This window comes from Ruegeria sp. AM4, assembly GCF_056540665.1.
On sequence record NZ_JBQFXD010000002.1, the window covers coordinates 49,265 to 72,613 of the forward strand.

The 23,349-nt window shown below is 56.8% G+C and carries 22 protein-coding genes and 1 tRNA gene; 17 read left to right on the plus strand and 6 right to left on the minus strand.

The annotated features are described in order from the left end of the window. The first annotated feature begins 33 nt into the window (after positions 1-33). Together ACR0JA_RS05790 and ACR0JA_RS05795 are read left to right on the plus strand one after the other, a co-directional pair. A tRNA-Ala gene (locus ACR0JA_RS05790) sits at positions 34-109 on the plus strand. A 240-nt stretch (positions 110-349) separates the two neighbouring features. Next, the gene (locus ACR0JA_RS05795; protein ID WP_480571296.1) at positions 350-652 is read left to right on the plus strand and encodes an SH3 domain-containing protein; all 303 of its coding nucleotides are present in this window, start codon (positions 350-352) and stop codon (positions 650-652) included. Positions 653-821: 169 nt separating this feature from the next. Here ACR0JA_RS05795 and ACR0JA_RS05800 read toward each other — a convergent pair whose 3' ends face one another. Genes ACR0JA_RS05800 through ACR0JA_RS05815 form a run of 4 tightly spaced genes read right to left on the minus strand, consistent with a single transcriptional unit; the run spans position 822 to position 5,000 of the window. Further along, positions 822-2,345 (minus strand): UxaA family hydrolase, encoded by a 1,524-nt coding sequence (locus tag ACR0JA_RS05800; protein WP_480571299.1) that lies wholly within the window; start codon positions 2,343-2,345, stop codon positions 822-824. Between the two features lies 1 nt (position 2,346). After that, positions 2,347-3,177 carry an amidohydrolase family protein gene (locus ACR0JA_RS05805; protein ID WP_480571302.1) on the minus strand — a complete coding sequence of 277 codons (831 nt, stop codon included), beginning with the start codon at positions 3,175-3,177 and terminating at the stop codon, positions 2,347-2,349. A 3-nt stretch (positions 3,178-3,180) separates the two neighbouring features. Continuing rightward, entirely contained in the window at positions 3,181-4,203 is a 1,023-nt protein-coding gene (locus ACR0JA_RS05810; protein ID WP_480571305.1) for an aldo/keto reductase, read from the minus strand. Then, positions 4,200-5,000: an IclR family transcriptional regulator gene (locus ACR0JA_RS05815; RefSeq protein WP_480571308.1), complete on the minus strand. Its 801-nt coding sequence runs from the start codon at positions 4,998-5,000 to the stop codon at positions 4,200-4,202. The genes ACR0JA_RS05810 and ACR0JA_RS05815 overlap by 4 nt, the downstream gene beginning before the upstream one ends. A gap of 152 nt (positions 5,001-5,152) precedes the next feature. On the opposite strand from ACR0JA_RS05815, the gene ACR0JA_RS05820 reads away from it, so the two are divergent. The 6 genes from ACR0JA_RS05820 (at position 5,153) to ACR0JA_RS05845 (ending at position 10,863) form a co-directional block, all read left to right on the plus strand. Beyond that, positions 5,153-6,472 carry an extracellular solute-binding protein gene (locus tag ACR0JA_RS05820; RefSeq protein ID WP_480571311.1) on the plus strand — a complete coding sequence of 440 codons (1,320 nt, stop codon included), beginning with the start codon at positions 5,153-5,155 and terminating at the stop codon, positions 6,470-6,472. 85 nt (positions 6,473-6,557) lie between these two features. After that, positions 6,558-7,451: a carbohydrate ABC transporter permease gene (locus ACR0JA_RS05825; protein WP_480571314.1), complete on the plus strand. Its 894-nt coding sequence runs from the start codon at positions 6,558-6,560 to the stop codon at positions 7,449-7,451. A gap of 4 nt (positions 7,452-7,455) precedes the next feature. Beyond that, a complete protein-coding gene (locus ACR0JA_RS05830; RefSeq protein ID WP_480571317.1) occupies positions 7,456-8,319 on the plus strand; it encodes a carbohydrate ABC transporter permease in 864 nt (287 codons plus the stop codon). A 3-nt stretch (positions 8,320-8,322) separates the two neighbouring features. After that, positions 8,323-9,420: an ABC transporter ATP-binding protein gene (locus ACR0JA_RS05835; RefSeq protein WP_480571320.1), complete on the plus strand. Its 1,098-nt coding sequence runs from the start codon at positions 8,323-8,325 to the stop codon at positions 9,418-9,420. A gap of 1 nt (position 9,421) precedes the next feature. After that, on the plus strand, positions 9,422-10,534 hold the full coding sequence (locus tag ACR0JA_RS05840; protein ID WP_480571323.1) for a mandelate racemase/muconate lactonizing enzyme family protein: 1,113 nt from the start codon (positions 9,422-9,424) through the stop codon (positions 10,532-10,534). Further along, positions 10,534-10,863, plus strand: a complete 330-nt coding sequence (locus ACR0JA_RS05845; RefSeq protein WP_480571326.1) for an L-rhamnose mutarotase — start codon at positions 10,534-10,536, stop codon at positions 10,861-10,863. The genes ACR0JA_RS05840 and ACR0JA_RS05845 overlap by 1 nt, the downstream gene beginning before the upstream one ends. Before the next feature lie 114 nt (positions 10,864-10,977). Here ACR0JA_RS05845 and ACR0JA_RS05850 read toward each other — a convergent pair whose 3' ends face one another. Continuing rightward, positions 10,978-12,225 carry an MFS transporter gene (locus tag ACR0JA_RS05850; RefSeq protein ID WP_480571329.1) on the minus strand — a complete coding sequence of 416 codons (1,248 nt, stop codon included), beginning with the start codon at positions 12,223-12,225 and terminating at the stop codon, positions 10,978-10,980. 303 nt (positions 12,226-12,528) lie between these two features. Continuing rightward, complete coding sequence (locus ACR0JA_RS05855; RefSeq protein ID WP_480571331.1) at positions 12,529-13,182, minus strand: GntR family transcriptional regulator; 654 nt, start codon at positions 13,180-13,182, stop codon at positions 12,529-12,531. Between the two features lie 207 nt (positions 13,183-13,389). Here ACR0JA_RS05855 and ACR0JA_RS05860 point away from each other — a divergent pair, with 207 nt between their 5' ends. The 9 genes from ACR0JA_RS05860 (at position 13,390) to ACR0JA_RS05900 (ending at position 23,230) form a co-directional block, all read left to right on the plus strand. Then, positions 13,390-14,472 (plus strand): Gfo/Idh/MocA family protein, encoded by a 1,083-nt coding sequence (locus ACR0JA_RS05860; RefSeq protein WP_480571334.1) that lies wholly within the window; start codon positions 13,390-13,392, stop codon positions 14,470-14,472. A gap of 101 nt (positions 14,473-14,573) precedes the next feature. Then, a complete protein-coding gene (gene dctP, locus ACR0JA_RS05865; RefSeq protein ID WP_480571337.1) occupies positions 14,574-15,584 on the plus strand; it encodes a TRAP transporter substrate-binding protein DctP in 1,011 nt (336 codons plus the stop codon). 29 nt (positions 15,585-15,613) lie between these two features. Continuing rightward, positions 15,614-16,189: a TRAP transporter small permease gene (locus ACR0JA_RS05870; RefSeq protein ID WP_480571340.1), complete on the plus strand. Its 576-nt coding sequence runs from the start codon at positions 15,614-15,616 to the stop codon at positions 16,187-16,189. Then, positions 16,186-17,481 carry a TRAP transporter large permease gene (locus tag ACR0JA_RS05875; protein WP_170473842.1) on the plus strand — a complete coding sequence of 432 codons (1,296 nt, stop codon included), beginning with the start codon at positions 16,186-16,188 and terminating at the stop codon, positions 17,479-17,481. The genes ACR0JA_RS05870 and ACR0JA_RS05875 overlap by 4 nt, the downstream gene beginning before the upstream one ends. Further along, the gene (locus ACR0JA_RS05880) at positions 17,481-19,373 is read left to right on the plus strand and encodes a bifunctional sugar phosphate isomerase/epimerase/4-hydroxyphenylpyruvate dioxygenase family protein (RefSeq protein ID WP_480571343.1); all 1,893 of its coding nucleotides are present in this window, start codon (positions 17,481-17,483) and stop codon (positions 19,371-19,373) included. The genes ACR0JA_RS05875 and ACR0JA_RS05880 overlap by 1 nt, the downstream gene beginning before the upstream one ends. Beyond that, on the plus strand, positions 19,370-20,206 hold the full coding sequence (locus ACR0JA_RS05885) for a citryl-CoA lyase (protein WP_480571346.1): 837 nt from the start codon (positions 19,370-19,372) through the stop codon (positions 20,204-20,206). The genes ACR0JA_RS05880 and ACR0JA_RS05885 overlap by 4 nt, the downstream gene beginning before the upstream one ends. Further along, a complete protein-coding gene (locus ACR0JA_RS05890; protein ID WP_480571349.1) occupies positions 20,196-21,383 on the plus strand; it encodes a Gfo/Idh/MocA family protein in 1,188 nt (395 codons plus the stop codon). The genes ACR0JA_RS05885 and ACR0JA_RS05890 overlap by 11 nt, the downstream gene beginning before the upstream one ends. Then, positions 21,373-22,047, plus strand: coding sequence for a hypothetical protein (locus ACR0JA_RS05895; protein WP_480571352.1), 675 nt, complete (start codon positions 21,373-21,375; stop codon positions 22,045-22,047). The genes ACR0JA_RS05890 and ACR0JA_RS05895 overlap by 11 nt, the downstream gene beginning before the upstream one ends. After that, positions 22,040-23,230, plus strand: a complete 1,191-nt coding sequence (locus tag ACR0JA_RS05900) for a Gfo/Idh/MocA family protein (RefSeq protein ID WP_480571355.1) — start codon at positions 22,040-22,042, stop codon at positions 23,228-23,230. Before ACR0JA_RS05895 ends, ACR0JA_RS05900 begins: the two co-directional genes overlap by 8 nt. Positions 23,231-23,349 lie beyond the last annotated feature (119 nt).

Sequence of the window (23,349 nt, forward strand, 5' to 3'; positions counted from 1 at the left end):
AACGTCCGTCCACCGCAATAGCGGTACCATGATGGGGCCTTAGCTCAGTTGGGAGAGCGCTTGCATGGCATGCAAGAGGTCAGGGGTTCGACTCCCCTAGGCTCCACCAAATCTTCTCCGACCCGTACCCTGAAGTTACTTTCTTTCCACCGAAGAAGCGCTGTTTGGATCCGTGCCCACTTGTTTTCGGCAACCTTGAAGACAAGGGAACCCCGCATCAAACCGTTTTAACTGTTTGGTATGCTGCTTCAACGACAGAACAAGAAGCGCGTATTCTTGTTGGAAAGTGGTTCCGCCGGATGCTCTGAATCGCTACGAATGCTGTTGAGGCAACAAGCAGGTCAATGTGATGCGAAAAACAATATACTTATTCTTGGCGGTATTATTTCAGCTTGCCATTGTCGAAGCGGGATCGGCAGCGGCTGCTTCGCTTGGACGGTACGAGGTCTTTGGGGTCGAAGATGGCGACATGCTGAAGTTGCGAGCAGGACCCGGAATTGGTTTCAACGTGATCGTCGGCCTTCCAAACGGAACCGCCCTGCGCGTTCACAGTTGCGAGCAGACCGGAGGCACCCGCTGGTGCCGCGTGTCCTTGCAGCGCGCGCGCGGACTAAAGGGATATGTCTCCTGGGCGTATTTGCGAAAAGTCTGAATCGACAGCGTTTGAGCCCAGGACCCAAAGGCAGAGCAGGCGTTTCTTGGCGTGGCGAGATCCAAATTCTGACTGCTTGCTATATGCGCTCGAGCAATACTCCGAGCGCGTTGGTGGGATATCTCGTTCGATTGTGAGTGCGACGGCTGTTGGCCGCGTAGCGCGACATTCACATTGTCGCGCCGATTTGCCAGGGTACGAACTCGACCCCGCCAAAGCCCAGGTCTTCGCTTTTGGTCGGCGCGCCTGAGGCGACGCGGATCATCAGCTCAAGCAATTCAGTGCCCTTGTCCTGAATCGTAACGCCATCGGTGATGATGTCGCCGCAGTTCAGGTCCATATCATCGGACATGCGACCATACATCTCAGAATTTGTCGCCAGCTTGATGCACGGCGTTGGCTGGTACCCCGAGACCGACCCGCGACCGGTGGTGAAGACGATCAGGTTCGCCCCCGAGGCGACCTGCCCGGTGACCGAGCAGGGGTCATAGCCAGGGCTATCCATAAATACCAACCCGGACCGCTCGATTTGCTCGGCATAAAGATAGACGCCACTCAGCGGGGCCGACCCGCTTTTTGCCACTGCGCCCAATGACTTTTCAAGGATTGTGGTCAACCCGCCGCGTTTGTTGCCGGGGCTGGGGTTGTTGTCCATCTCACCGCCGTTGCGGGCGGTATAGTCCTCCCACCATTTGATCCTTTCGATCAGGCGTTCGCCGATTTCTTTTGTTTCGGCGCGGTGGGTCAACAAGTGTTCAGCGCCGTAAACCTCTGAGGTTTCCGACAGAATGGTCGTGCCGCCCAGGCGAACCAGCAGGTCCGAGGCGTATCCGAGCGCTGGGTTTGCGGTGATACCCGAATACCCATCCGAGCCACCACATTGCATCCCAACGGTCAGCGCACTGACGGGCGCGGGTTGGCGCGCCGCCTGATTGGCCAGCGCAACGATGCCTTCCAGCTCCACAAGACCTTTTTCGATGGTCTTTCGCGTTCCCCCCTGATGTTGGATTGTCATATAGCGCAGCGCGCCATCCGCTCGGATTGGACGACCACCAACCAGATCGGCGAGTTGCATGACTTCGCACCCCAGTCCGACCAGAAGAATGCCCCCGAAGTTCGGGTGCTGCGCATAACCGGTCAAGGTACGGTGCAGGGTGGCGTAGCCTTCGTCCTTGCCGGACATGCCGCAGCCGGTTCCGTGCACGATTGGGACGATCCCGTCGACATTCGGGTAGTCATCCAGCATCCCCGATTTCTCTGCTGCTTCGGCAATAAACCGGGCAACAGACCCGGAACAATTCACCGAGGTCAATATGCCGATGTAATTGCGTGTTCCGATGCGTCCGTCGGCCCGGTGAAAGCCTTCAAAGGTTCTGCCTGTGTCCAACCGGGGCAATGGGTGGGATTTGCTGGCAAATCCATAATCCTGCTGATGCGCGCCCATGCCCAGATTATGGGAATGCACATGATCGCCGGGCGCGATGTCGCGGGTGGCCTGTCCGATGATCTGGCCATAACGCAGGACATTGTCACCTTTTGCGATGGCGGCAATGGCAATCTTGTGGCCGCGCGCGACCGCTGAGTTGAGCGTAATCCCCGAGTTTTCGGGGCGCGAGCCGCTTTCCAGATCGGTCAATGCGACAATCACGTTGTCGGAGGCGCTTAGCTTGATGGTCTGAGGCGCTTTGGACATATCAGTCTCGCAACTTATAGGCGCGGGCCGCGTTGTCACCAAGGACGGCGGTGCGGTCCTTTGGGGTTAGGTCTGCCAGCAGTTCGTCAGTGACCGCGACCCATCGCTCATAGCCGCTGGCCAGAGTGCAGACGGGCCAATCGCTGCCCCAAACCAATCGGTCCGGCCCGAACGTTGTAAGCAGATGATCGACATATGGGCGCAACGTGTCCGTCGACCAGTCTGGGTTGGCTTCGGTCACCAGGCCCGACAGTTTGCAAAATGCACCGGTGTCGTCGGCCAGTGCTGTCATGTCTGCGGCCCATTCATCGATCAGACCGTCTCGGATGGCAGGTTTCGAACCGTGATCGATCACAACGCGCAATTCAGGGTGCCGTGACAACAACTTGTGCAGGTTCTTCAGGTGCTGCGGCAACGTCAGGGCATCGAATGTCAGGTCGCGCGCAATCAGAGCCTCGAAAACGGGTTTCAGTTTGGTCGACAACATCCAATCTGGGTCGGCAATGTCCTGAATCAGCGGCCGCAACCCGACGAAGGCGTCATGTTTCATATAGCGATCAATATCCGCTATGGCCTCTGGGTTCTCGAAATCGACCCAACCCACCACGCCTTTGATAAAGTCGTGCTGATCGGCAAGCGTCAGCAGGAATTCGGTCTCTGCCACAGTGGGGGCTGCCTGCACCAGGACTGTCCCATCAATTCCGGACTGATTTAACAAAGGCATCAGGTCGTCGGGAAGGAAGTCCCGGTAAATGTCGGTCAGCTCTGGTGACAGCCAGCCATAATCGCCTCGGGCCAGTGCCCAGAAATGCTGATGAGCGTCAATGCGCATAAGTCAAACCTCTTGAAACGGGTTGGCGTCCGGCAGTGGTGCTTCGGGGTGTAAAAGCCCTTCGGTCTGCAGCATGTGCCAGAAGTCCAGGGGGATGTCGGTTGCCGCCCAATCCAGCGTCTGCTGCAACTCGGACCGGCTGCGCAGTCCCGGAATGACCGAGATCACCTGCGGGTGGGCCAAGGGGAACTGGAGAGCGGCGGCAGGCAGCGGGATACCATGGCGGGTGGCGCAATCGGACAGGGCGCGGACACGGTCAACGACATCTGCCGGAGCGGCACCATAATTCCAGGTGTCGCCCCCAACCAGAATACCAGAGTTGTAAGGGCCGCCGATGATGATTGCAGTTCCGGCAGCAGCACATTCGGGAAACAGATCCCCAAGCGGTGCCTGTTCCAGCAATGTGTAGCGGCCTGCCAGCAGGAATAGATCCCAATCGCCGATTTTCAAAGCTTCTCGGCAGATTTCAACCTCGTTCACGCCCAGCCCGATTGCCTTGACGTCACCCGATCTGCGCAGCTCTTCCAATGCCCGGTAGCCGCTGGTTCTCAGCGCGTCAAAATGGCGGAGGTTTTCGACGCCGTGAGTCATGTGCCCGATATCGTGAACCAGCAGAATATCGATCCGATCCAGGCCAAGACGCTTTTGGCTGTCCTGATACGAACGCATGATGCCATCGTAGGAATAGTCGTAGACCGGATGAAACGGGAACGGATCAGGCCAGCCCATTGCCGCCGGATCGTCGGGCAGACCTGGCTGCAACAGCCTTCCGACCTTGGTCGACAGGATATAGTCCTGCCCGCGCAGCAGATTGCCTGTCATGTGTTCCGAACGGCCAAACCCATAAAACGGCGCAGTGTCGTAGAACCGGTACCCGACCTCGAGCGTCTGCTGCAGCATGGCGTGCGTTTCCGCAGCGTCATTTGCCTGTAGTAACCCGCCAAGAGGTGCTCCGCCGAAGCCAAGAACCGGCAGCGACAGCGCTCCGTTGGCCAATTTGCGCGTTGGAAAGCGGTTGACCGTCATGGGGCAACGCCCTCGTCATCCAGAGTTCCGCCTTGGAAATAGGCGGTCAGTTCGTTTGCCAGATGGCGATAGGCGTGCTCGGTCTCTTCCAGGTTAGCTGTGCGCATGGCGTCTACACGTTCCAGGAACGGGCAGCTGAGAACCGCGACGATTTCACCGGAGGGATGAAAGATCGGAAAGCTGAGATTGGTAACGCCAAGCGTGGTTTCCGACTTGGCCTTGTAATATCCGATCTCGCGGATTTGCTGCAGTTCTTTTCGAAACAAAGGCTCGTCAAATTCCGGCTCGCCGACCGCCGGAGTATGCGTGGCGATCAGTTGCTGCAACTCTTCCTCACTGCGAAAGGCTGCAAGCACACGCCCGGTGCCAGTGTTGCACAGGCCGATGACCGATCCGGTTCGAATGGCCAGCCCCCAGTTTCCGGGGCTTTCCACGGACGAGACGATGACAATGGCGCCTCCGGCCTCCATCCCCAGATGGCACGACTGCCAGACCGTGCGCGAGGCGCGCCGCATTTTGGGTGTCGCCACCTCCAGCAGGCGGTTGATTGGTGAATAGCGTTGCGCGGTCGAGAACAGTTTGAGGCTCAGTGAATAGCGATCACCGCTTGTGCGCGAGACATAGCCGCGCCGAACCAGTGTCGACAGCATCCGGTAGATCTCGCTTTGTGAACGGTCCAGCGCCCGCGCGATTTCGCTTTGTGACATCTCATCATGGCTGTCCGACAACAGTTCGATGATATCGAGACCCTTTTCCAGCGCTGGCGCGCGATATTTGGTTTCGGGGTCATTGGGCATTGCGATGTCCTGTCTGCGTTGCTGACCCGTGTTTTATCGGCCCGGCGCGCGGGCAGTCAAGGATTGATTTAAAAACAAATAAATGTTTTATAAATGAATATCCATGAGGAGCCGGGCAACAGATTGCTGCGCCTGGTAAGGGAGGAAGAACTATGAAAAACAGTGTTTTCAGAGCGTTGGCTGCATGTACCGCGCTTGTTTCTGTCGCCGAATCGGCTTCGGCCGAGGACTACGGCAGCTTTCCTGGGGTCACGATTGACGCCAAATTGATCGGTGGTCAGCAGTATGAGGGTCTCTACGGCCGCATCGCAGATTGGGAGGCGGCGACCGGAGGCAAAGTCAACATCATCTCCAAGAAAAGCCATTTCGAGATTGATAAGGAAATCAAGTCGGACATGGCGGCGGGCACCACTTCTTGGTGCGTCGGTTCCAATCATTCGTCTTTCGCGCCGCAATATGAGGGGCTGTACATCGATCTGACTGACCATGTTCCGGCCGAAGAAGTCGCAGAGTTCGTCGGCGGCAACATCAACGCTTCGACCGTAAATGGTGAATTGTTAATGCTACCACGTGCGCAGTTCGACGTTTCGGTACTGTATTATCTGAAATCAAACTACGAGGACGAGGAAAAGGCCAAGGCGTTTGAGGCTGAATATGGCTATCCGCTGGCTGTTCCTGAAACCTGGGACCAGTTCAAAGATCAGGCGATTTTCTTTGCTGACCCACCAAATTTCTATGGCACGCAATATGCTGGCAAGGACGAAGCCATCGTTGGCCGGTTCTACGAAATGCTTGTGGCTGAAGGCGGACAGTATCTGAGTGACGATCTGCGCCCGGCCTTCAACTCAGACGCGGGCCAGCGGGCGTTGCAATGGTTTGTGGACCTCTACAATGCCAAAGCGGTCCCGGCAGGTACGCTCAGCTATGTCTGGGACGATCTGGGGCAGGGGTTCGCCTCGGGTACGGTCGCGCTGAACCTAGACTGGCCGGGTTGGGCTGGGTTCTTCAATGATCCGGAATCCTCGAAGGCGGCTGGTAACGTGGGTGTCGCGGTGCAACCGATGGGAAGTGTGACGCGCACCGGCTGGTCCGGTCATCATGGCTTCTCGGTCACTTCGGATTGTGAGAACCAGGACGCCGCTGTATCGCTGGTTCGGTTCCTGACCAGCGAAGAAAGCCAGTTGGCCGAAAGCGCTGGTGGCTCGCTGCCGACGCGGTCTGCGGTATGGGAGGCCAATGTCGCCGCGGCGCAAAGCGGGGATGACCCGTTCCGCGCCGAGGCTCTGGCGGCCTTTGCCAAAGGTGCCGAATATGCATTTGCGGTTCCTCCAATCGCCGAATGGGGCGAAAGCACTAACATCGTATTCCCTGAGCTGCAGGCCGCGATTGTCGGCGACAAAAGCGTTGAGGAGGCTCTCAACGACGCAGCAGCCGGTGTAGACGAAATGATGCAGGACGCGGGTCACTACTAAGGCCACTCCCCCGGGGGCCGGGAGGCAATGTTTTAGCCTTTCGGCCCTGACCGACTCCTACATGGTACCGTAAGAAGGACTTGCCATGCGCCGCCGCTTGCCCGAGTGGTTTCTATTGCTGTTGCCGGCGTTCATCGTGATCGCTGCGGTGGTTCTGATCCCGCTTCTGTTTTCGCTCTATTCCAGCTTTACCCCCTACAAGCTGACTCGTCCTTCCACGTTGTGGACATGGATCGGCACCCGAAACTACGAACGCATTTTGCAGGATTGGAACTTCTGGGCCGCCTTTGGCCGGACAGTTCTTGTTCTCACGATCGCGCTGAACATGGAAATGTTGCTGGGTCTCGGGATTGCACTGATGGTCAACAAAGTCACCTGGGGCCAGCGTACGTTGCGGACCATCCTGATGTTCCCGATGATGTTCTCGCCGATATTGGTCGGCTTTCAGTTCAAGTTCATTTTCAATGACAATGTCGGGCTCGTGAACAACGTGCTGCAATCCACCGGCCTTTCCGACGCTGCCTTGCCCTGGCTGGTCGATGGCAAATTGGCGCTGTTTTCGATCCTGTTTGCCGAGATCTGGATGAGTACGTCGGTCTTTGCCATCCTCATTCTCGCAGGTCTGTTCGCTATGCCGCGCGATCCGCTAGAGGCCGCCAAGGTCGATGGCTGCACCCCTTGGCAAAGCTTTCGCCACATCACGCTTCCGTTCCTTATGCCCTTTATTTTTATCGCGATGACCATCCGGTCGCTGGATGTGGCTAGGGCTTACGACATCGTTCAAATCATGACCGGTGGTGGACCTGCACGCCGGACCGAGCTGATCTGGACGCTGATGGCGCGTACTGGGTATGTCGACGCCAAGATGGGGCTGGCCAACGCCATGGGATATGTCTCGATCCTGCTGTCGATCGCGTTCACCGTGTACTTTTTCAAAAAGCTCAGCGCCGCGCGCGCGCAGCTTGGCATGACGGGGTAAGATCATGGATCGGAACAAAACCCATCGTACGCGCCGCCGCTTTCTGAAATCCCTGCATTTCCTGGCGCTGTTCCTGACCATGGCGGTGATCTGCGTCCCCGGATTGTGGATCGTTCTGAACTCGTTTCGGCCAACGGTCGAGATCATGGCCAAACCACCCGTCTGGAACCCCAGCTTCACCCTGGACCATTACCGGGCAATGTTTGGCGGCGCAGGTGAAGGTGGCGTACCTGTCTTTTCCTATCTGTGGAATTCGATTGTCGTATCCGTGACCTCGACTGTCATTGCCATCCTGATTGGAATGTCGGGCGGTTATGCCTTTGCGCGCTACCGGTTCAAAGGCAAAGCCGGGTATTTCGTTGGCCTGATGTTGTTTCGTGCGGTGCCGGGTGTGGCGCTATCGCTACCGCTGTTCATCGTATTCGCCCGCCTTGGCGTTATCGACACACATTTCGGCCTGATACTGGCCTATGTGGCAATGAACGTCCCATTTACCATCTGGCTGACCGATGGCTTCTTCCGCCAAATTCCGAAAGAGCTTCACGAGGCAGCCGAGATTGATGGCTGTACCCGCTGGCAGGCGTTCTGGCGTGTCGAATTTCCGGTGGCGCGTTCGGGCGTCGCCTCGGCCGCGATCTTTGCTTTCCTGACATCGTGGAACGAATTCGCGCTTGCGTCGCAGCTGACCCGCTCGGTCGGATCCAAGACCATGCCGGTGGGCCTGCTGGATTTCACGGCAGAGTTCACAATCAATTGGGGCGGCATGTGCGCCCTGGCAGTCTTGATGATCCTGCCCGCCCTGATCCTGACTTTCATCGTACAGAAACACTTGATTGCCGGCCTCACTTTTGGCGGCGTCAAAGGATAGATCATGACCGAAGTAACTCTGAACAACGTTATCAAACGCTATGGCTCTCATCAGGCGGTGCATGGCATCAATCTCGATATCGCAGATGGCGAATTTGTGGTGCTGGTCGGCCCATCAGGGTGTGGTAAATCCACGACTTTGCGCATGATCGCTGGCCTCGAAGACATCACGAATGGCGAAGTGGCGATCGGGGGCCGTGTGGTCAACGACTTGCCCCCGCGCGAGCGCAATATCTCGATGGTGTTCCAAAACTATGCGCTCTACCCGCATATGGATGTGCGTCAGAATCTGGGGTTTTCACTGAAGATCGCAAAGCGACCGCAAGCCGAAATAGACCAGGCGGTAAATGAAGCCGCTGGCATATTGGGGCTGGAAGAGCTGATGGACCGTAAACCGGCGGAGCTGTCCGGCGGTCAGCGGCAGCGCGTGGCGATGGGTCGTGCGATCGTACGGCACCCCGACGTGTTCCTGTTCGATGAACCGCTTTCAAATCTGGACGCCAAGCTGCGTACCCAGATGCGCGTCGAGATCAAAAAACTGCACCAGAAAGTCGGCAACACGATTGTCTATGTAACTCATGACCAGGTCGAGGCGATGACATTGGCGGATCGCATCGTTCTGATGCAGGACGGGCATATCGTTCAGGTTGGCACACCGCTGGAGCTGTTCAATGCACCGGTCAACACCTTCGTTGCGACCTTCATTGGTTCTCCACCAATGAATCTGGTCGATGGTGAGGTGACCGAAGCGGGTATGATCCGCCTGACCGACGGGCAGGAAATCACTGTGCCCCCATCCGCGCGTGCCGATGTCAGGCCCGGCCAAAGGGTGCATCTGGGTTTTCGTGCAGACAACCTCAGCCCGGTCGGGCACGGAGTGTCCGAGAACAGCGAGGCGGCCGAGATTGATCTGACCGTGAACCTGTCCGAGCCGCTTGGCACCGAAACACTGCTGTTTGCTGAACTGGCGGGGACCGAAGTGCAGGGGAAGATGTTGAACCCCCGCCCGGTTTCACCCGGCGAGCAGATGACATTTCGCCTGACGCTGGACAAGTCGCATGTCTTTGATGCCGCGTCCACCCACGCAATCCGGAGCAATTGACATGGCGACAATCACCCGCGTTGAAATCAAAATGATCGATCTGCTGCCCAAGATTACACGCACAGATGCGATCCAGAGCTTTGTCAGTCAGGAAACCCCGATTGTCATCATCCATGACAGTGATGGCGCGGTTGGCACCGGCTATAGCTACACCATCGGAACGGGAGGGCCGGCTGTTGTGTCGCTGCTGGAACGGACCTTGGCGCCAGCTCTGATAGGCAAGGACCCCTCTCGACACGAACAGATCTGGCGCGATTTGCTGTTTCTAACCCATGCAACGGCCGTGGGGGCGATCACCTCTTTGGCGTTGGCGGCGATTGACACCGCGATCTGGGATCTGAACTGCCGAAAGAACGATCAGTCCTTGTGGAAGGCCGCAGGCGGCGTGCGCGACAGCATGCGCCTTTATACGACCGAAGGCGGTTGGATGTATTTCACCGAAGAACAATTGGTGGAAAACGCGCTCGAGGCCAAAGAGACAGGGTTCAAAGGATCCAAGATCAAGATCGGATCGGAATTCATTGCGCAGGATCGTCGCCGGCTGGCGGCCGTGCGCGATGCAGTGGGTGATGATTACGAGATCATGACCGACGCCAATCAGAGTTATGATTTGTCTCAGGCAATCCGCGCTGCCGCGATGCTGGATGATTTGGACATCGCTTGGTTCGAGGAACCCATGCCCGCCGATGACATAGGTGCGCATGTCGAACTTGCCCGCCACTCGCAGGTGCCGATAGCGGTCGGGGAAAGCATGTATTCGGCCAGCCAGTTCAAGGATTATCTACAGATGGGTGCCGCGGCGATTGTGCAGGTCGACGTGGCGCGGGTCGGGGGGATTACACCCTGGCTCAAGGTCGCGCATATGGCTGAATGTTTCAATGTCGCCGTTTGCCCGCATTTCCTGATGGAGCTTCATCTGCCGCTGATCTGCGCCGTTCCGAACGCGAAATGGCTGGAATTCATCCCGCAACTGGACAGCGTGACCCGCAGCGGGATTCAGGTTGTGGATGGCAAAGGGGTACCGTCGAGTGATCCCGGGCTTGGCATCGATTGGGACTGGGACGCCATTGCACGGATGGAAATGGTTCATCACGATATCCGCGAGGCCGCGTGATGCAACGCATGGGAATGATGATCGGTATCCGGCCCGAAAAGATCGAGGAGTATAAGCGCCTGCACGCGAACGCCTGGCCGGACGTGCTGGCACAAATCAGACGCAGCAACATTCGCAATTACTCGATCTTCCTGCGAGAGCCTGAAAACCTCCTGTTTGGCTATTGGGAATATCATGGCGACGATTTCGAGCGTGACATGGCCGAAATGGCCAAGGACCCAAAAACGCAGGAATGGTGGGCGCTGACCGACCCGTGTCAGCAACCTCTGGCGACCCGCAACAAGGGCGACCAATGGTCGATGATGGAACAGGTCTTTTTGATGGAATAGATCGACCGAAAGCTTGCGGCAGTCTGGGAGCAAGAACTCTGAAGTTGCCTGACGCAAACCACCGATACCCTGTAACAGGCTCTACGGACTCAATTCTAGCCGAACTGACGAAGATCACTTGCCTTTGGTGTCCAGAGCCTGGACGCCCGGGTGTCGGAACAGCTTGGCCATGGCAACAAGCGCCAAGATGCAGCAGATCACAGCGATGACGAACGGCATCTTCAGATTGATCGTCATCAAAGAGCCGCTCAATGATGTAATGGTGCCTGAGCCTAGGGCGTAGATTGCCACCGTCACGCCCATCACCCAACCTTGCTCAGTCGGGCCAACGCTGCCGGAAAACAGCGACAGCATCGTCGGATACATGATTGCGAACGCGATCGTTATCGGAACGATCAACACATACGAAAGATCAGCGACAGGGTTAAGCATAAAGGCCAGTATCCCCAAGCCCATCGCAGCAATAGATACATACAGTATCGGGAACTTTTTGAACCGTTCGTGCAACGGCGCTGTCAGGTAGGCGCTGCCAAAGGCCATGGACCCTCCGAACACGGCCAGAGCCATGCTGTTTTGCAACGTCCCAAACCGGAACCGGGTCAGAAGGTAAGTGTCGATAAAAAAGAAAAACGCGTTCAGGCACATGAGCGAGAACAACATGACGATTGAAAGCCTCAGCACGACCGGGTGCGCGAAGACCTTCCACAAGTTCAGGACAACATCCAAAAGCCCAAAGTCGATTTTCTGCGGTTTGAAACCGGGCTCTGAAAAGAAGAACAGGATCAGTGCCATGTTGACGAGGATAAGACCTATCGCAACGTAGAACGGCAGCTCCAGTGAAGCGAATGAGCCCATCAGTTTTTGGTCGCTCAGCAATCCTGAAATCAACGGGCCGCCCAACAGACCCAACGCTGACGCCGCGACGATCATCCCAAGGTTCTTTGATTTTTCCTGGTCGTCGTGGCTGATATCGATCAAAGCGGCCTGAGCGATGGGTTGATTGGCGGTCGTAAAACCCGAGATCGCGCGACCCAAAAGCAACAACCAATAGCTGGCCGTCATGATCGCGGCCACGGTCAGAACATAGCCGATCAACGCTCCGGTCAGGCAGATCATGATGCCTTTCTTCCGGCCTATGTAATCCGACACCTTTGCGATGAATGCAGCGCCAAAAAAGTAAAACAGAAAGAAGACGGCGATGAGAACAGTGTAGTCGAACTGTCGAATATGGGCAGGCGTATCATGCGGCAAGAATGTCTGCTGCGGGTCCAGCAAGATAGTGTTGAAAACCGGCAGGATTAGCCCAAAGCCCATCACGTCGATGAACACGACAAGCAACAGTGACAACCGCGAAAGGTTCATAACAACGACCTCAACCAAACCCAATATCATCCAAGCTGAAATGAGCTTGGTGGCAACAACTCAAACGACGACCGCATGGTCGCCCAACTGGGCGCTTTGATTTGAACATTACCGGTCCAGGCGTTTTGTGTCCAATTTGGCGACGTCGCCCGCGCACTGCCGCACCCGTCGACCTGCTCGAAGAAGAGGGTGCATCCGGTGCAGACTGCCCTAAAGCCTAAGCCTCACTTGCGCGGTGCGGCTTTGCTCACAACCCGCATTTCCCGAGCGCAAGGTATCCGGGCTTTTTGCAATAAGGTTGGCCTACATTGCCTTTAGGGTATGGGCGAGGCCGTTGCGGATGTGATCTTCCAGAAGTTTCTTGGCCGTACCTGCGTCTCGGGCCAATGCAGCATCGAACATGCCCTTGTGTTCCTTGACAGCGTCCTCGCCGCGGTAGGTCAGTACAAGCATCTGATAGCGCAGGTATTTATCGTAGATGATCGAGTGCAGAGACAGAAGGTTTCTGGAGTTGCAGGCCGCGATCATGGCCTGATGAAACTCCCAATCGTACCGTTTCCAGGTTTCTTTTTCCGAGTCATCTCCCTTGAGAAGCTGCTGCTCCATCAAGTGCAGTTTGTGGTGCGCGGCGACAAGGTTGCCTTCCCAATCGGTATCGCCGTTTGCAATCGACAGTTCCAATGCGTGGCATTCCAACAGGGCGCGCAGCTCTGCGATCTCGGTCAGGTCTTCGCGGGATACTGGCGTGACCAGAAAACCCCGCTGTTCAGGCGCTTCGACGAACCCATCGCTGGCAAGCCTGTTGAGCGTTTCACGAAGTGTCGAGAGACTGGCCGAGTAGCGATCTTTCAGCGCGTCCAGCTTCAGTTTCGAACCGGGCTGCAACTCTCCGAAGATGATATCCCGCTTGATGCGCTGATAGGTGCTGGCACCTATCGTGGACGGCTGTTTCGCCATTCGTTTCACCCGATATTTTTGGTTTCTTCGTTCATTTACCATTTTTAGGGGGCATCAGCAATCCAAACTGATGTATGGTAAAAATAAAAATATCATACATTATTGCGGAATCGCAAAAACCCCAATACGGTCGTTGCCAAGCAGAGCAGTTTTGCTCATTCGAAAAATGGGTCCCGGAGAGCACCGGAACCACCGGAAGGAAGCACAGTGTCAAAGAACTTTCGCGTTGCCATCGTTGGCGTTGGCCTTGTTGGACGCCGCCACGCAGATGCAATCCGAGCGTTGCGTCATGTCGACCTGGTCGCAGTTGTTGACCCCAGTGACGAAGGCCGTGCCTATGCCGTTGAGCATGGTGTGGCGTTTTACGAAACGCTCGATGATATGTTCGCCCAGCAGTCACCGGACGGGGCGGTGCTTGCGACCCCAACGACACTGCATGTCGAGCAAGGCCTTACCTGTATTCGACACGGTTGCCCGGTTCTTGTTGAAAAACCAATCGCCGTTGAGGCCATTGCGGCGTTGGAACTTGTCCAAGCGGCCGAGAAAGCGAACGTGCCGCTCATGGTTGGGCACCATCGGCGGCACAACCCTCTGATCAAGTCGGCGAAAGAAGCCATTGCAGAAGGCAGGATCGGGGATGTCCGTGCGGTCCATGCGAATTGCTGGTTCTACAAACCCGACGGTTATTTTGATGCTGCGCCTTGGCGAAAGAAACCGGGCGCGGGCCCTATTTCAGTTAATCTGGTCCATGACGTTGATCTGCTGCGGCATCTGGCTGGCGAGGTTGTGACCGTCCAAGCTCAGTCGGCGGACTCGCAGCGCGGATTTGATAATGAAGATGTTGCCGGGGCGCTATTGACGTTCGAGGGTGGGGCAATCGGGACCATAAGCGTATCCGACAGTATCGTCGCCCCCTGGAGTTGGGAGATGACGTCTCAGGAATATCCGATCTATCCGTCAACAACCGAAAGCAGCTATATGATCGGTGGTTCGCATGGGTCATTGTCCGTCCCCGATCTTCGACTGTGGAGCTATCAGGGACAGCAAAGGGATTGGTGGACCCCGATCTCGTCGACAGCGTTGAAGAAGGGGGCGTCGGACCCATTGGTCAACCAACTCCGGCACTTTGTCGAAGTGGCTCGGCACGAAGCAGACCCGATAGTATCTGGTTGGGAGGGTTTAAGGACGCTGCAAGTCATTGAAGCCATTCAAAATTCCTGCCGAACCGGAGAGACGGTCAGGATAAATAGCCTGCAACGAACTCCACCGGCAAAAGCCACAGTAGTATAAAATATCAGATATTTTGCAAAAAATCTTGCAAAATGTCCAAAATAGGTCAAAACTTGGAATCGTCAAAAAGAAGCATCAATGATGTCTCAGGGAGGAAAAACGTGACTTTCAAACTTACACGCCGGGCTGCTGTATCAGCCCTGGTCGCAACCGGAGTTCTGTTCAGCGCAACAAGTGCAGCACTGGCAGACGACAAAGTGCAACTTCGCCTCGCGACGTCGGGGTCGGAAACCGATCAGCGTTCGGTCGCCATGGCCGAGGTTTTCGCGCCCATGGTTGCCGACTTCGCAAGCTATGAACCCAGCTACAATGGCACCATCTTCGCGCAAGGCACCGAGTTGGACGCGATCAGCCGCGGCAACCTGGAAATGTCGATCACCTCGGCGCAGGAACTGGCGCAGTTCTTCCCCGAGTTTTCGATCTTTACCGCAGGCTATGTCCATCAGGATGCAGCGCATCAGGTCGCCGTTTTCAACGATCCCTTGATGGATGCCTTCAAGCAGAAGGCCGAAGAAGAACTGGGCGTCAAATTGCTGTCGGTCATGTATCTGGGCCGTCGCCAGGTGAACCTGCGCCAGCCCAAGGATGAACTGACGGTTTCGACGCCAGCCGACTTGGATGGCGTGAACCTGCGGATGCCGGGCACCGATGCATGGCAGTTCCTGGGCAAGGCGCTGGGCGCGGCTCCAACACCTATGGCGTTCTCGGAAGTCTATACCGCGCTGTCGACCGGTGCTGTTGACGGTCAGGACAACCCGCTGCCGACAGTCGTGGACGCAAAGTTCTACGAAGTGACCAATCAGATCGTTCTGACGTCTCACCTGGTGGACCTGAACTATATCGCCATCGGCAAAGAAGTTTGGGACAGTCTGACCCCTGAACAGCAAGCCAAGGTTCAGGAAGCTGCAGATGCAGCTGCGGAATCGGGTCGCCAGAAACAGCTTCAAAAAGAAGAAGATCTCGTCAGCTTCCTGAAAGAGCAGGGAATGGAGATTTACGAACCCGATCTCGCAGCGTTCCGCGATCAGGTACAGTCCATGTATCTTGAAAGCGAGTTCGCCGGGGCGTGGCCCGAGGGCGTTCTGGATCAGATCAACGCTCTGGGCAACTAAGCCCGCATTGCAAGGGAGGGAGAACCGCAATGAAAGACTTCATAAGGGGGTTCTCCCGACTGACCGAAGCGATTGCCGGCGGGATGCTGGCGGCAATCTTCCTGATCTTTCTGCTGCAAATTCTTCTGCGGTACTTCTTTACCCCAGCGGGCTGGACGCTTGAACTGATCGGCATCCTCTGGGTTTGGGTGATCTTTTTCAGCTGCGCCTTCATCGTGCGCGAGCGGGATCACGTAAAATTCGACATTATTTATCTGTCTGTACCCCGACGCGTCCGTCAGGTCTTTGCGATGCTGGCCGCTGCGGCAATCGTGATCGGGATGCTCTACAGCTTCCTGCCGACTTGGGACTACATCGACTGGATGAAAATCCGCAAGACCGCGACCGTTCGCAACCCCTTCTCGGGCGAGAAGATACCGCTGCGAACCGTGTTTTCGATCTATGCCGTGTTCATGCTGGTCGTTGCTGCGCGGTATGCATGGCTGTTCTTTGACATCATGCGCAACGGCCCGCCAAAAACCGAACTTGAAATGGTCGTGGGATACAACGTGGTCGACGAACACCCCCGCGTTGATGTGGAAGACGACGAGGACGCAAGCAAATGAGTTTTGAACTTCTTTCCTGCCTGCTAACCCTTTTTGTTCTGGCAGGCATCGGGACCCCTATCGGCTATTCTATCCTTTTGGCGTCACTGATGTATCTGGGTGTCGCTGGTCTTGACGTTGCGTTGGCGGGTGAAAAAATCCTGCAAGGCTTCTACAAAAGCACGATCCTGCTTGCCGTGCCTTTGTTCATCGTCGCCGCCAATATCATGAATGCGGGGTCGATCACCGATCGACTGCTGAACTTCTGCGTTGCTGCTGTCGGGCGCTTCAAAGGCGGCCTCGGGCACGTCAACGTTGTGGCCTCGCTGATCTTTTCCGGCATGTCCGGTTCTGCCGTTGCCGACGCTGCGGGGATCGGCAAGATCATCATCGAGATGATGACCAAAGATGGTCGCTATAGCCGAGGCTACGCAGCCGCAATCACTGCGGCGTCGGCCACCATCGGTCCGATCATTCCGCCCTCGATCCCGATGGTCTTGTATGCGCTCGTTTCCAAGGCCTCTATCGGGTCGCTGTTCCTTGCCGGTATTTTGCCGGGCCTGATCATGGGCGTCGTCCTCATGGCGATGAACTACTATCTGGCCGGCAAGCGGAACTTTGCATTGGAAGAACCGATCCCACTGCGCGAATTGCCGGCAAAAACCGCCAACGCATTTCCGGCGCTGCTGATGCCCGCAATCCTGCTCTATGGCATCTACGGGGGCGTTACCACGCCGACAGAGGCCGCCGCTGTTGCCGCATTCTATGCCCTGTTGCTGGCAGCGTTCTTCTATCGCGCGCTTTCGTTCCGTGGCCTCTATCAGGTCTTCGTTGACAGTGCCCGTTCGTCCGCAGCCGTTGGGGTTGTCATCGGTGGCGCGTTCATCCTGAACTTCATTGTTATTCAGGAGCAGATTCCACAGTCGATCTCGGCCCTGCTGGAGGGTTCAGATGTCAGCCCGATTGTTTTCCTGATCCTCGTCAACCTGTTGATCCTCGCGCTGGGTTGCGTCTTGGATGCGACGACGATCATCCTGGTGATCGTGCCCCTGTTCATCCCCACATGCGAAGCGCTTGGGATTGATCTGGTGCATTTCGGAGTACTGGTCGTCGTAAACTCGATGATCGGTCTGATCACACCGCCCTATGGCATTTTGCTCTTTGTGATCAACGCCGTGACGGACATCCCGCTACGTGAAATCATCTCGGAAATCTGGGCTTTCCTGGCGGTGCTTATCTTTGCCTTGATAATCATGATGCTGATGCCCGATCTGGTCCTGTGGTTGCCGCGCATGTTTGGGTACCAGGGGTAATGTGCCTGTCGGTTTCGACAACATCCATCCCCGGTGATTTGGCAGAGAAACTGCATGCCATCGCCGGGGCCGGATTTGACGGGGTTGAACTGCATGAACCGGATTTGACCGCCTTTGACGGGTCACCAACACAGGTCCAGAACATTGCCTCAGACCTCGGGTTGAAAATCTGCCTGCTGCAGCCGTTCCATAATCTCGAAGGTCAATCTGGCGGCGGTAAACAGCGCGCTTTTGACCGGCTGAAGCGCAAACTCGACCTGATGGGCGAGTTGGGCACAGAACTGCTGCTCATTGGCTCTGCTTTTGAGGTGGACGCCGACGCCACCGAAGATCAGGTGATCACGGACCTCGGGGAAGCGACCGAGATTGCAAAGGCGATGGGGGCACGCCTGGCCTATATGGGCTTGCCCTGGTCCGACCTCATCCACTCGGACGCGCAGGCGCTGCGCATTGTCGAGGCGATTGACAGTCCACATTTCGGGTTGGCCTTGAACTCCTTCTTCTCGCTGGCCGACGGGTCCAAGCCCGCCCGCCTTCGGGACATTCCCGGAGAGCGCCTGTTCCATGTGCAACTGTCCGATGCCCCCCGGCTTGAAATGGATATCCGCAGGCTCAAGCGGCATTTCGGGCTCTTGCCAGGGCTTGGGTCGCTGAACCTAGCGGGTTTCGTGCGCGTACTGTCCCGCGCGGGATACAAGGGGCCGTGGTCCATTGCGCGCGTCAACGAGGCAGCGCCGCAACCCGGTGGTCAAACACTGGCACGTGACAGCTTCAGATCGCTGGTCAACCTTTTGGACGAGGTGTCGCGGACCGAGCCGGGAGCCGATTTCGGCATCCCGGACCTGCCCGAGCGCGTTTATGCGTCGGGCTTCGAATTCGTCGAATTTACAGCCGACGAAACAAGCGGCGCGCAGCTGGCCGATATGCTCTCGGCCATGTGTTTTCGCATGGAACGAAAGCATGTCAGCAAGTCTGTCGAGCTGTGGCGGCAGGGTGCCATAAACATCGTCGTGAATACCGAAAAGGAAGGTTTCGCGCATTCGGCATTTCTGGGCCACGGCCCCTCGGTCTGCGACATGGGGTTGCGCGTCAAGGACGCGGATCAGACCGTTCAGCGCGCGACAGCGCTGGGCGCGCCAAATTTCTCGCAGCCGGTGGGCACCGGCGAGCTGGATATTCCCGCAATCCGAGGTGTCGGTGGTAATGTTGTCCATTTCATCGATGAGAAATCCGATCTGCACCGTGTCTGGGACATCGAATTCGAGCCAGTCGCCAAAACAAAAGCAACCCAGCCCGCCGGTCTGCGCCGTATCGACCATCTGGCACAGACGATGCGCCATGATGAGATGCAAAGCTGGTTGCTCTATTACATCTCGACGTTTGAGATGGCGAAATCGCCGATTGTAAACGTCGCCGACCCGTCCGGTGTCGTGCAAAGCCAGGCTATCGAAAGCCCCGAAGGTGAAGTGCGCCTGAACCTGAACGGGGCCGTTGGGCGCCGAACACTGGCGGCTTCGTTCCTTGAAGATGGGTTTGGGGCCGGAGTTCAGCACATTGCGTTCCAGTCGGACGACATTTTCGAAACGTCGGATCAGCTGCGCAAGTCCGGCTTTCCCAGCCTGACGATCCCGGAAAACTACTATGTCGATCTGCAGGCGGCTTTCGGGTTGGATGACGATTTAGTCGCCCAACTGCGCCGGGGTAACATTCTCTACGACCGGGCAGCGGGTGCCGAGTATTTTCAGATCTACAGCCGCCCGATCTTCAACGGACTGTTTTTTGAAATCGTTGAACGCCGCGCCGGCTATGCAGGGTATGGTGCACGGAATGCCCCAATTCGCCTTGCTGCACAAACGAAACAATACCCCGCGAAAGAAACGCAACTCCAATGACCGACTCGGAAGACAAAATCACAAGCGACGAGCGCGCAGTTCGCCATTGGTGGCGCACGTCCATAATCGACATGAAACCCGGACAGATCGCGTTTCGTGGAAATCCCATCGAAGACCTGATCGGGAATGTAACCTTCCCGCAGATGATCTGGCTGATGGTACGGGGCGATCTGCCCAGCGATGCTCAGGCGCGTTTGTTTGAGGCTGCGCTGGTCGCAGGCGTGGATCACGGTCCGCAGGCCCCATCGATCGCGGCGGCGCGCATGGCTGCCACCTGTGGGGTCGGGCTGAACAATGCGATGGCAACTGCGGTGAACATGCTGGGCGACGTACACGGTGGGGCAGGGGAGCAATGTGCCGAGCTATACTATGATATTGCGGCCCGGCTGGATGCTGGCGCATCGCTGAACGACGCTGTGAAGGACGGTCTGAACAACTGGCGCGAAACTTACGGCAAGATCGTCTCGGGCTTTGGTCACAGGTTTCACAAGCCTGTTGATCCGCGCGCGCCACGGTTGATGCAACTGGTTCGCGACGCCGCGAGTGATGGCACCGTTTCTGGTCGCTTTGCCGATATCGGAGAAGAGGTTCAGGCCGAACTTGGTCGCCAACGCGGAGGTCGGCCCATTGCAATGAACATCGATGGCGCAACAGCTGTCATCTTCTGCGAGCTTGGCTTTCCCGCGCCCTTGTCGCGCGGGTTGTTCTGCCTGTCCCGCTCGGTCGGAATTCTCGCCCACGCCTGGGAGCAGATGGGCCAGGGCGGGCGCAACAAAGGGCCAATGCCCCCGAACTACTTACCCCTCTACGAAGACAGGAATGATGACACGTGAGACATCGAAATCCTTCCGGGTCGGCCTTATCGGCTGTGGTCGTATCAGCGATATCTATCTAAAAACACTATCCAAATTCTCAAACGTCGAGGTCGTGGCCTGCGCAAGCCTAGATCCTTCGGAAAGCCGCGCCAAGGCGGATCAATACGGCATTGCCAAGGCCTGCACGCCAGATGAAGTGTTCGCCGATCCGACGATTGACTGCGTTTTGAACCTGACAATTCCGGCGGCCCATGCCGAAATCAGTCTGCGTGCGTTGGAGGCGGGCAAGCACGTCTATTCGGAAAAGCCGCTGGTTATGAACCGAACGGATGGAAAGGCGATCCTGCACGCGGCCTCTGAAAAGGGGTTACTGGTCGGTTGCGCGCCCGACACATTTCTGGGCGGTCGCTGGCAGACCGTTCGGCGCTTGATCGACGAGGGTGCCATTGGCAAACCAACAGGGGTTTTTGCCCATGTCGGTACACACGGGACAGAACGCCACCATCCCAACCCGGACTTCTACTATCAGGCTGGTGGCGGGCCTTTGCTGGACCTTGGGCCATACTACCTGACCGCGATGATCTGCTGCCTTGGTCCCATTGACCGGGTCGCCGGAATGGCGCGGCGAACTTTTGACCAGCGGATGATCGAAAACGGCCCGCGCAACGGCGAATGGATGGATGTCGAGGTCGACACGCACTCCCTGAGCCTGCTGCAGTTCTCGTCCGGTGCCGTCGGGTCAATGACTATGAGTTTCGACGTTTGGGACAGCGAAACGCCGCGGTTCGAGATCTATGGCGAAGATGGAACCATAAGCATCCCTGACCCTGATCCGGTTCATGGAGCCAACATCTTTCAGGGGGATGTCTGGTTGAAGACACGGGACACTTCGCGCTGGTCTCATCAGCCCCGTCCAACTGGTCGCGAGGAGTGGCAGGTGGTCCAAAACAAACACGGGTTTAACGAAGACAGCCGTGGCCTCGGCCTACTGGACCTGGCTCTGGCAGCACAAGAAGGACGCCAACCCCGCGCGAGTGGAGCGCTTGCCTACCATGTGTTTGAAGTCATGGACGCGATTGAACGGGCGCCGAAATTTGGTGCTTACCAGACAATAGAAAGCCGTTGCGCGGCACCGGAACCTCTGCCGGTCGATTTCCTGAACGATGAGAGGAAGGAGTTGGCGCATGCCGATTGAGACACTCGACTTTGCCGAGCCATTCTTTCGCGTCCAGCACATAACCGATGAAGACAGAATATCTGTCGAGGGTCGTGCAATTGTTTTGAACCTTGGGGGACGAGACTTTTCGGTCGTGGATCAGACCGTTGCACCGCTTTCGTCTGTCATCGTGCAAGACAGCACGCTTAACAGCGTAGAACGCGCGGTAATTGTCTACGGTTTCGACGCCCATGGTGATGACAATGAGCTGTTCGCATGGGTGAAAGATACGTGGCCATCCGCTTTTGATATTCGCCAAGAGGAGCGTCTGCGCGGTGTCAGCCACTACATGTCGCCAAAGGTCTTTGTGGGTAACGTTGGATTGACCATGTACCACTCGGGCTCGGTGCCGCTGAATGTCGGTTTGCACAAGGATCATCCGTTCTGCCCGGTTCCGGGGTTCCGCGAAGTGCACACGCAAATCGTTGGCTTCGGTAAAATGCAGCAATGCCGTGAACAGGACGTTGAAACCCTTTACCTCGAAGAATTTATGGCGCCGGGCACTACCCACAAGCCGATGTATGACGCCGAGGGCAACTATCCCTGGCATCAATACGAGACGATTACCCCCAGCATTTTCATGGCGGTGGAAATGCTGCCCGAGGGCGCACGGGTCCCGGATATGGAGGTTCAGAATGGCTGAGAGACTTTTACCCGAAGACCTGAACTTCGACGGCCCCTTTCCTCGCTTGTCTCGCCGTTTGCGGTTGGGCGTTGTTGGTGGTGGACGGATCTCGGTCACGCAAGCAACGGCCGCGCGAATGACCGACCGGTGGGAGGTCGTCGCAGGTGCGCTCAGTTCCGACGCCGATCGCAGCAAGGCGCGGGGGGCCGAGTGGTATCTGCCAGAAGACAGGTGTTATGCTTCGTTCGAGGAGATGGGACAGGCCGAGGCGGCTCGCCCGGACGGCGTAGATGCCGTAATGATCACTACCCCGAACCAAGTTCATTTCGACGCGGCCAAGGTATTTCTGGAAGCAGGCATTGATGTGCTGTGCGACAAGCCCCTGACCAATGAAATCGCCGAGGCAGAGGGGCTTGAGGAGATCACCGCGCGCACGGGTCAGGTTTTTGCCGTCGGTTATGCGATGTCGTGTTTTCCAGTAATCCGGCAGGCCAAACAAATCGTGGCGGAAGGCGGCATCGGCAAGATCAACCAAATCCATGTCGAGTTCATGCAAGACTGGATGACGCCCGAAGATGTGGCTGATGCGCCTCATGTCAAATGGCGGCTGGACCCAAAGATTTCTGGCCCGACCAGTTGTGTCGGCGATATCGGCACCCATGCCGCGCATCTCGCCAGTTTTGTCTCGGGCCTACCGATGACCGATCTACGGGCCGAGTTTCATGTCTGCGGCGCGCCCAAGCCGTTGGAAGACACGGTGTTCATGTTCACTCGTTACGAAAATGAAGTCCCCGGAACCTTGATGGCAACACGCCTCGCACCGGGAAATCGGGGCGGGTTGAGGTTGCGGATATTCGGGAGCGAAGGGGGCCTCGAGTGGGATTTGGAGAATTCGGAGCAGCTGAAGTTCAATCGTTTTGGTGAGCCGGATCGTATCATCAGCCGAGGTCACGGGCATGGCATTGCCCCCGGCGCGGAACGTCTGATCCGTACCGCGCGGGGTTTCCCCGAGGGGATTATCGAAGCCTGGGCCAACCTCTATACGGAATTTGCCATGGCCGTAGCCGCGCGCCGGGATGGCGCTGCTGTTCCGGTGGATTGGCTTACCTATCCTAGTGTCAATCAGGGCGCAGACGGTGTCCGATTCATTGATGCTTCTGTGCGCTCTCACCAGTCCAAAGGCGGCTGGGTCACTATCTAAAGCTTTGCGAACACGAAGTTTAAGCACGCTCGGGTCGTTGCCCGGGCGTTTTCATTTCCTACGCAGTATTAAAAGTTGATATTTTAAAAAATATCAGATATTTTTATTTACATGTGATG

Coding starts and splice junctions, on each gene's coding strand:
- ACR0JA_RS05855 (WP_480571331.1), bottom strand. CDS start 13,182: ATGGCGAAACAGCCGTCCACGATAGGTGCCAGCACCTATCAGCGCATC.
- ACR0JA_RS05895 (WP_480571352.1), top strand. CDS start 21,373: ATGCCGATTGAGACACTCGACTTTGCCGAGCCATTCTTTCGCGTCCAG.
- ACR0JA_RS05875 (WP_170473842.1), top strand. CDS start 16,186: ATGAGTTTTGAACTTCTTTCCTGCCTGCTAACCCTTTTTGTTCTGGCA.
- ACR0JA_RS05815 (WP_480571308.1), bottom strand. CDS start 5,000: ATGCCCAATGACCCCGAAACCAAATATCGCGCGCCAGCGCTGGAAAAG.
- ACR0JA_RS05830 (WP_480571317.1), top strand. CDS start 7,456: ATGGATCGGAACAAAACCCATCGTACGCGCCGCCGCTTTCTGAAATCC.
- ACR0JA_RS05880 (WP_480571343.1), top strand. CDS start 17,481: ATGTGCCTGTCGGTTTCGACAACATCCATCCCCGGTGATTTGGCAGAG.
- ACR0JA_RS05800 (WP_480571299.1), bottom strand. CDS start 2,345: ATGTCCAAAGCGCCTCAGACCATCAAGCTAAGCGCCTCCGACAACGTG.
- ACR0JA_RS05900 (WP_480571355.1), top strand. CDS start 22,040: ATGGCTGAGAGACTTTTACCCGAAGACCTGAACTTCGACGGCCCCTTT.
- ACR0JA_RS05805 (WP_480571302.1), bottom strand. CDS start 3,177: ATGCGCATTGACGCTCATCAGCATTTCTGGGCACTGGCCCGAGGCGAT.
- ACR0JA_RS05820 (WP_480571311.1), top strand. CDS start 5,153: ATGAAAAACAGTGTTTTCAGAGCGTTGGCTGCATGTACCGCGCTTGTT.
- ACR0JA_RS05850 (WP_480571329.1), bottom strand. CDS start 12,225: ATGAACCTTTCGCGGTTGTCACTGTTGCTTGTCGTGTTCATCGACGTG.
- ACR0JA_RS05890 (WP_480571349.1), top strand. CDS start 20,196: ATGACACGTGAGACATCGAAATCCTTCCGGGTCGGCCTTATCGGCTGT.
- ACR0JA_RS05825 (WP_480571314.1), top strand. CDS start 6,558: ATGCGCCGCCGCTTGCCCGAGTGGTTTCTATTGCTGTTGCCGGCGTTC.
- ACR0JA_RS05835 (WP_480571320.1), top strand. CDS start 8,323: ATGACCGAAGTAACTCTGAACAACGTTATCAAACGCTATGGCTCTCAT.
- ACR0JA_RS05810 (WP_480571305.1), bottom strand. CDS start 4,203: ATGACGGTCAACCGCTTTCCAACGCGCAAATTGGCCAACGGAGCGCTG.
- ACR0JA_RS05845 (WP_480571326.1), top strand. CDS start 10,534: ATGCAACGCATGGGAATGATGATCGGTATCCGGCCCGAAAAGATCGAG.
- ACR0JA_RS05870 (WP_480571340.1), top strand. CDS start 15,614: ATGAAAGACTTCATAAGGGGGTTCTCCCGACTGACCGAAGCGATTGCC.
- ACR0JA_RS05840 (WP_480571323.1), top strand. CDS start 9,422: ATGGCGACAATCACCCGCGTTGAAATCAAAATGATCGATCTGCTGCCC.
- ACR0JA_RS05795 (WP_480571296.1), top strand. CDS start 350: ATGCGAAAAACAATATACTTATTCTTGGCGGTATTATTTCAGCTTGCC.
- ACR0JA_RS05885 (WP_480571346.1), top strand. CDS start 19,370: ATGACCGACTCGGAAGACAAAATCACAAGCGACGAGCGCGCAGTTCGC.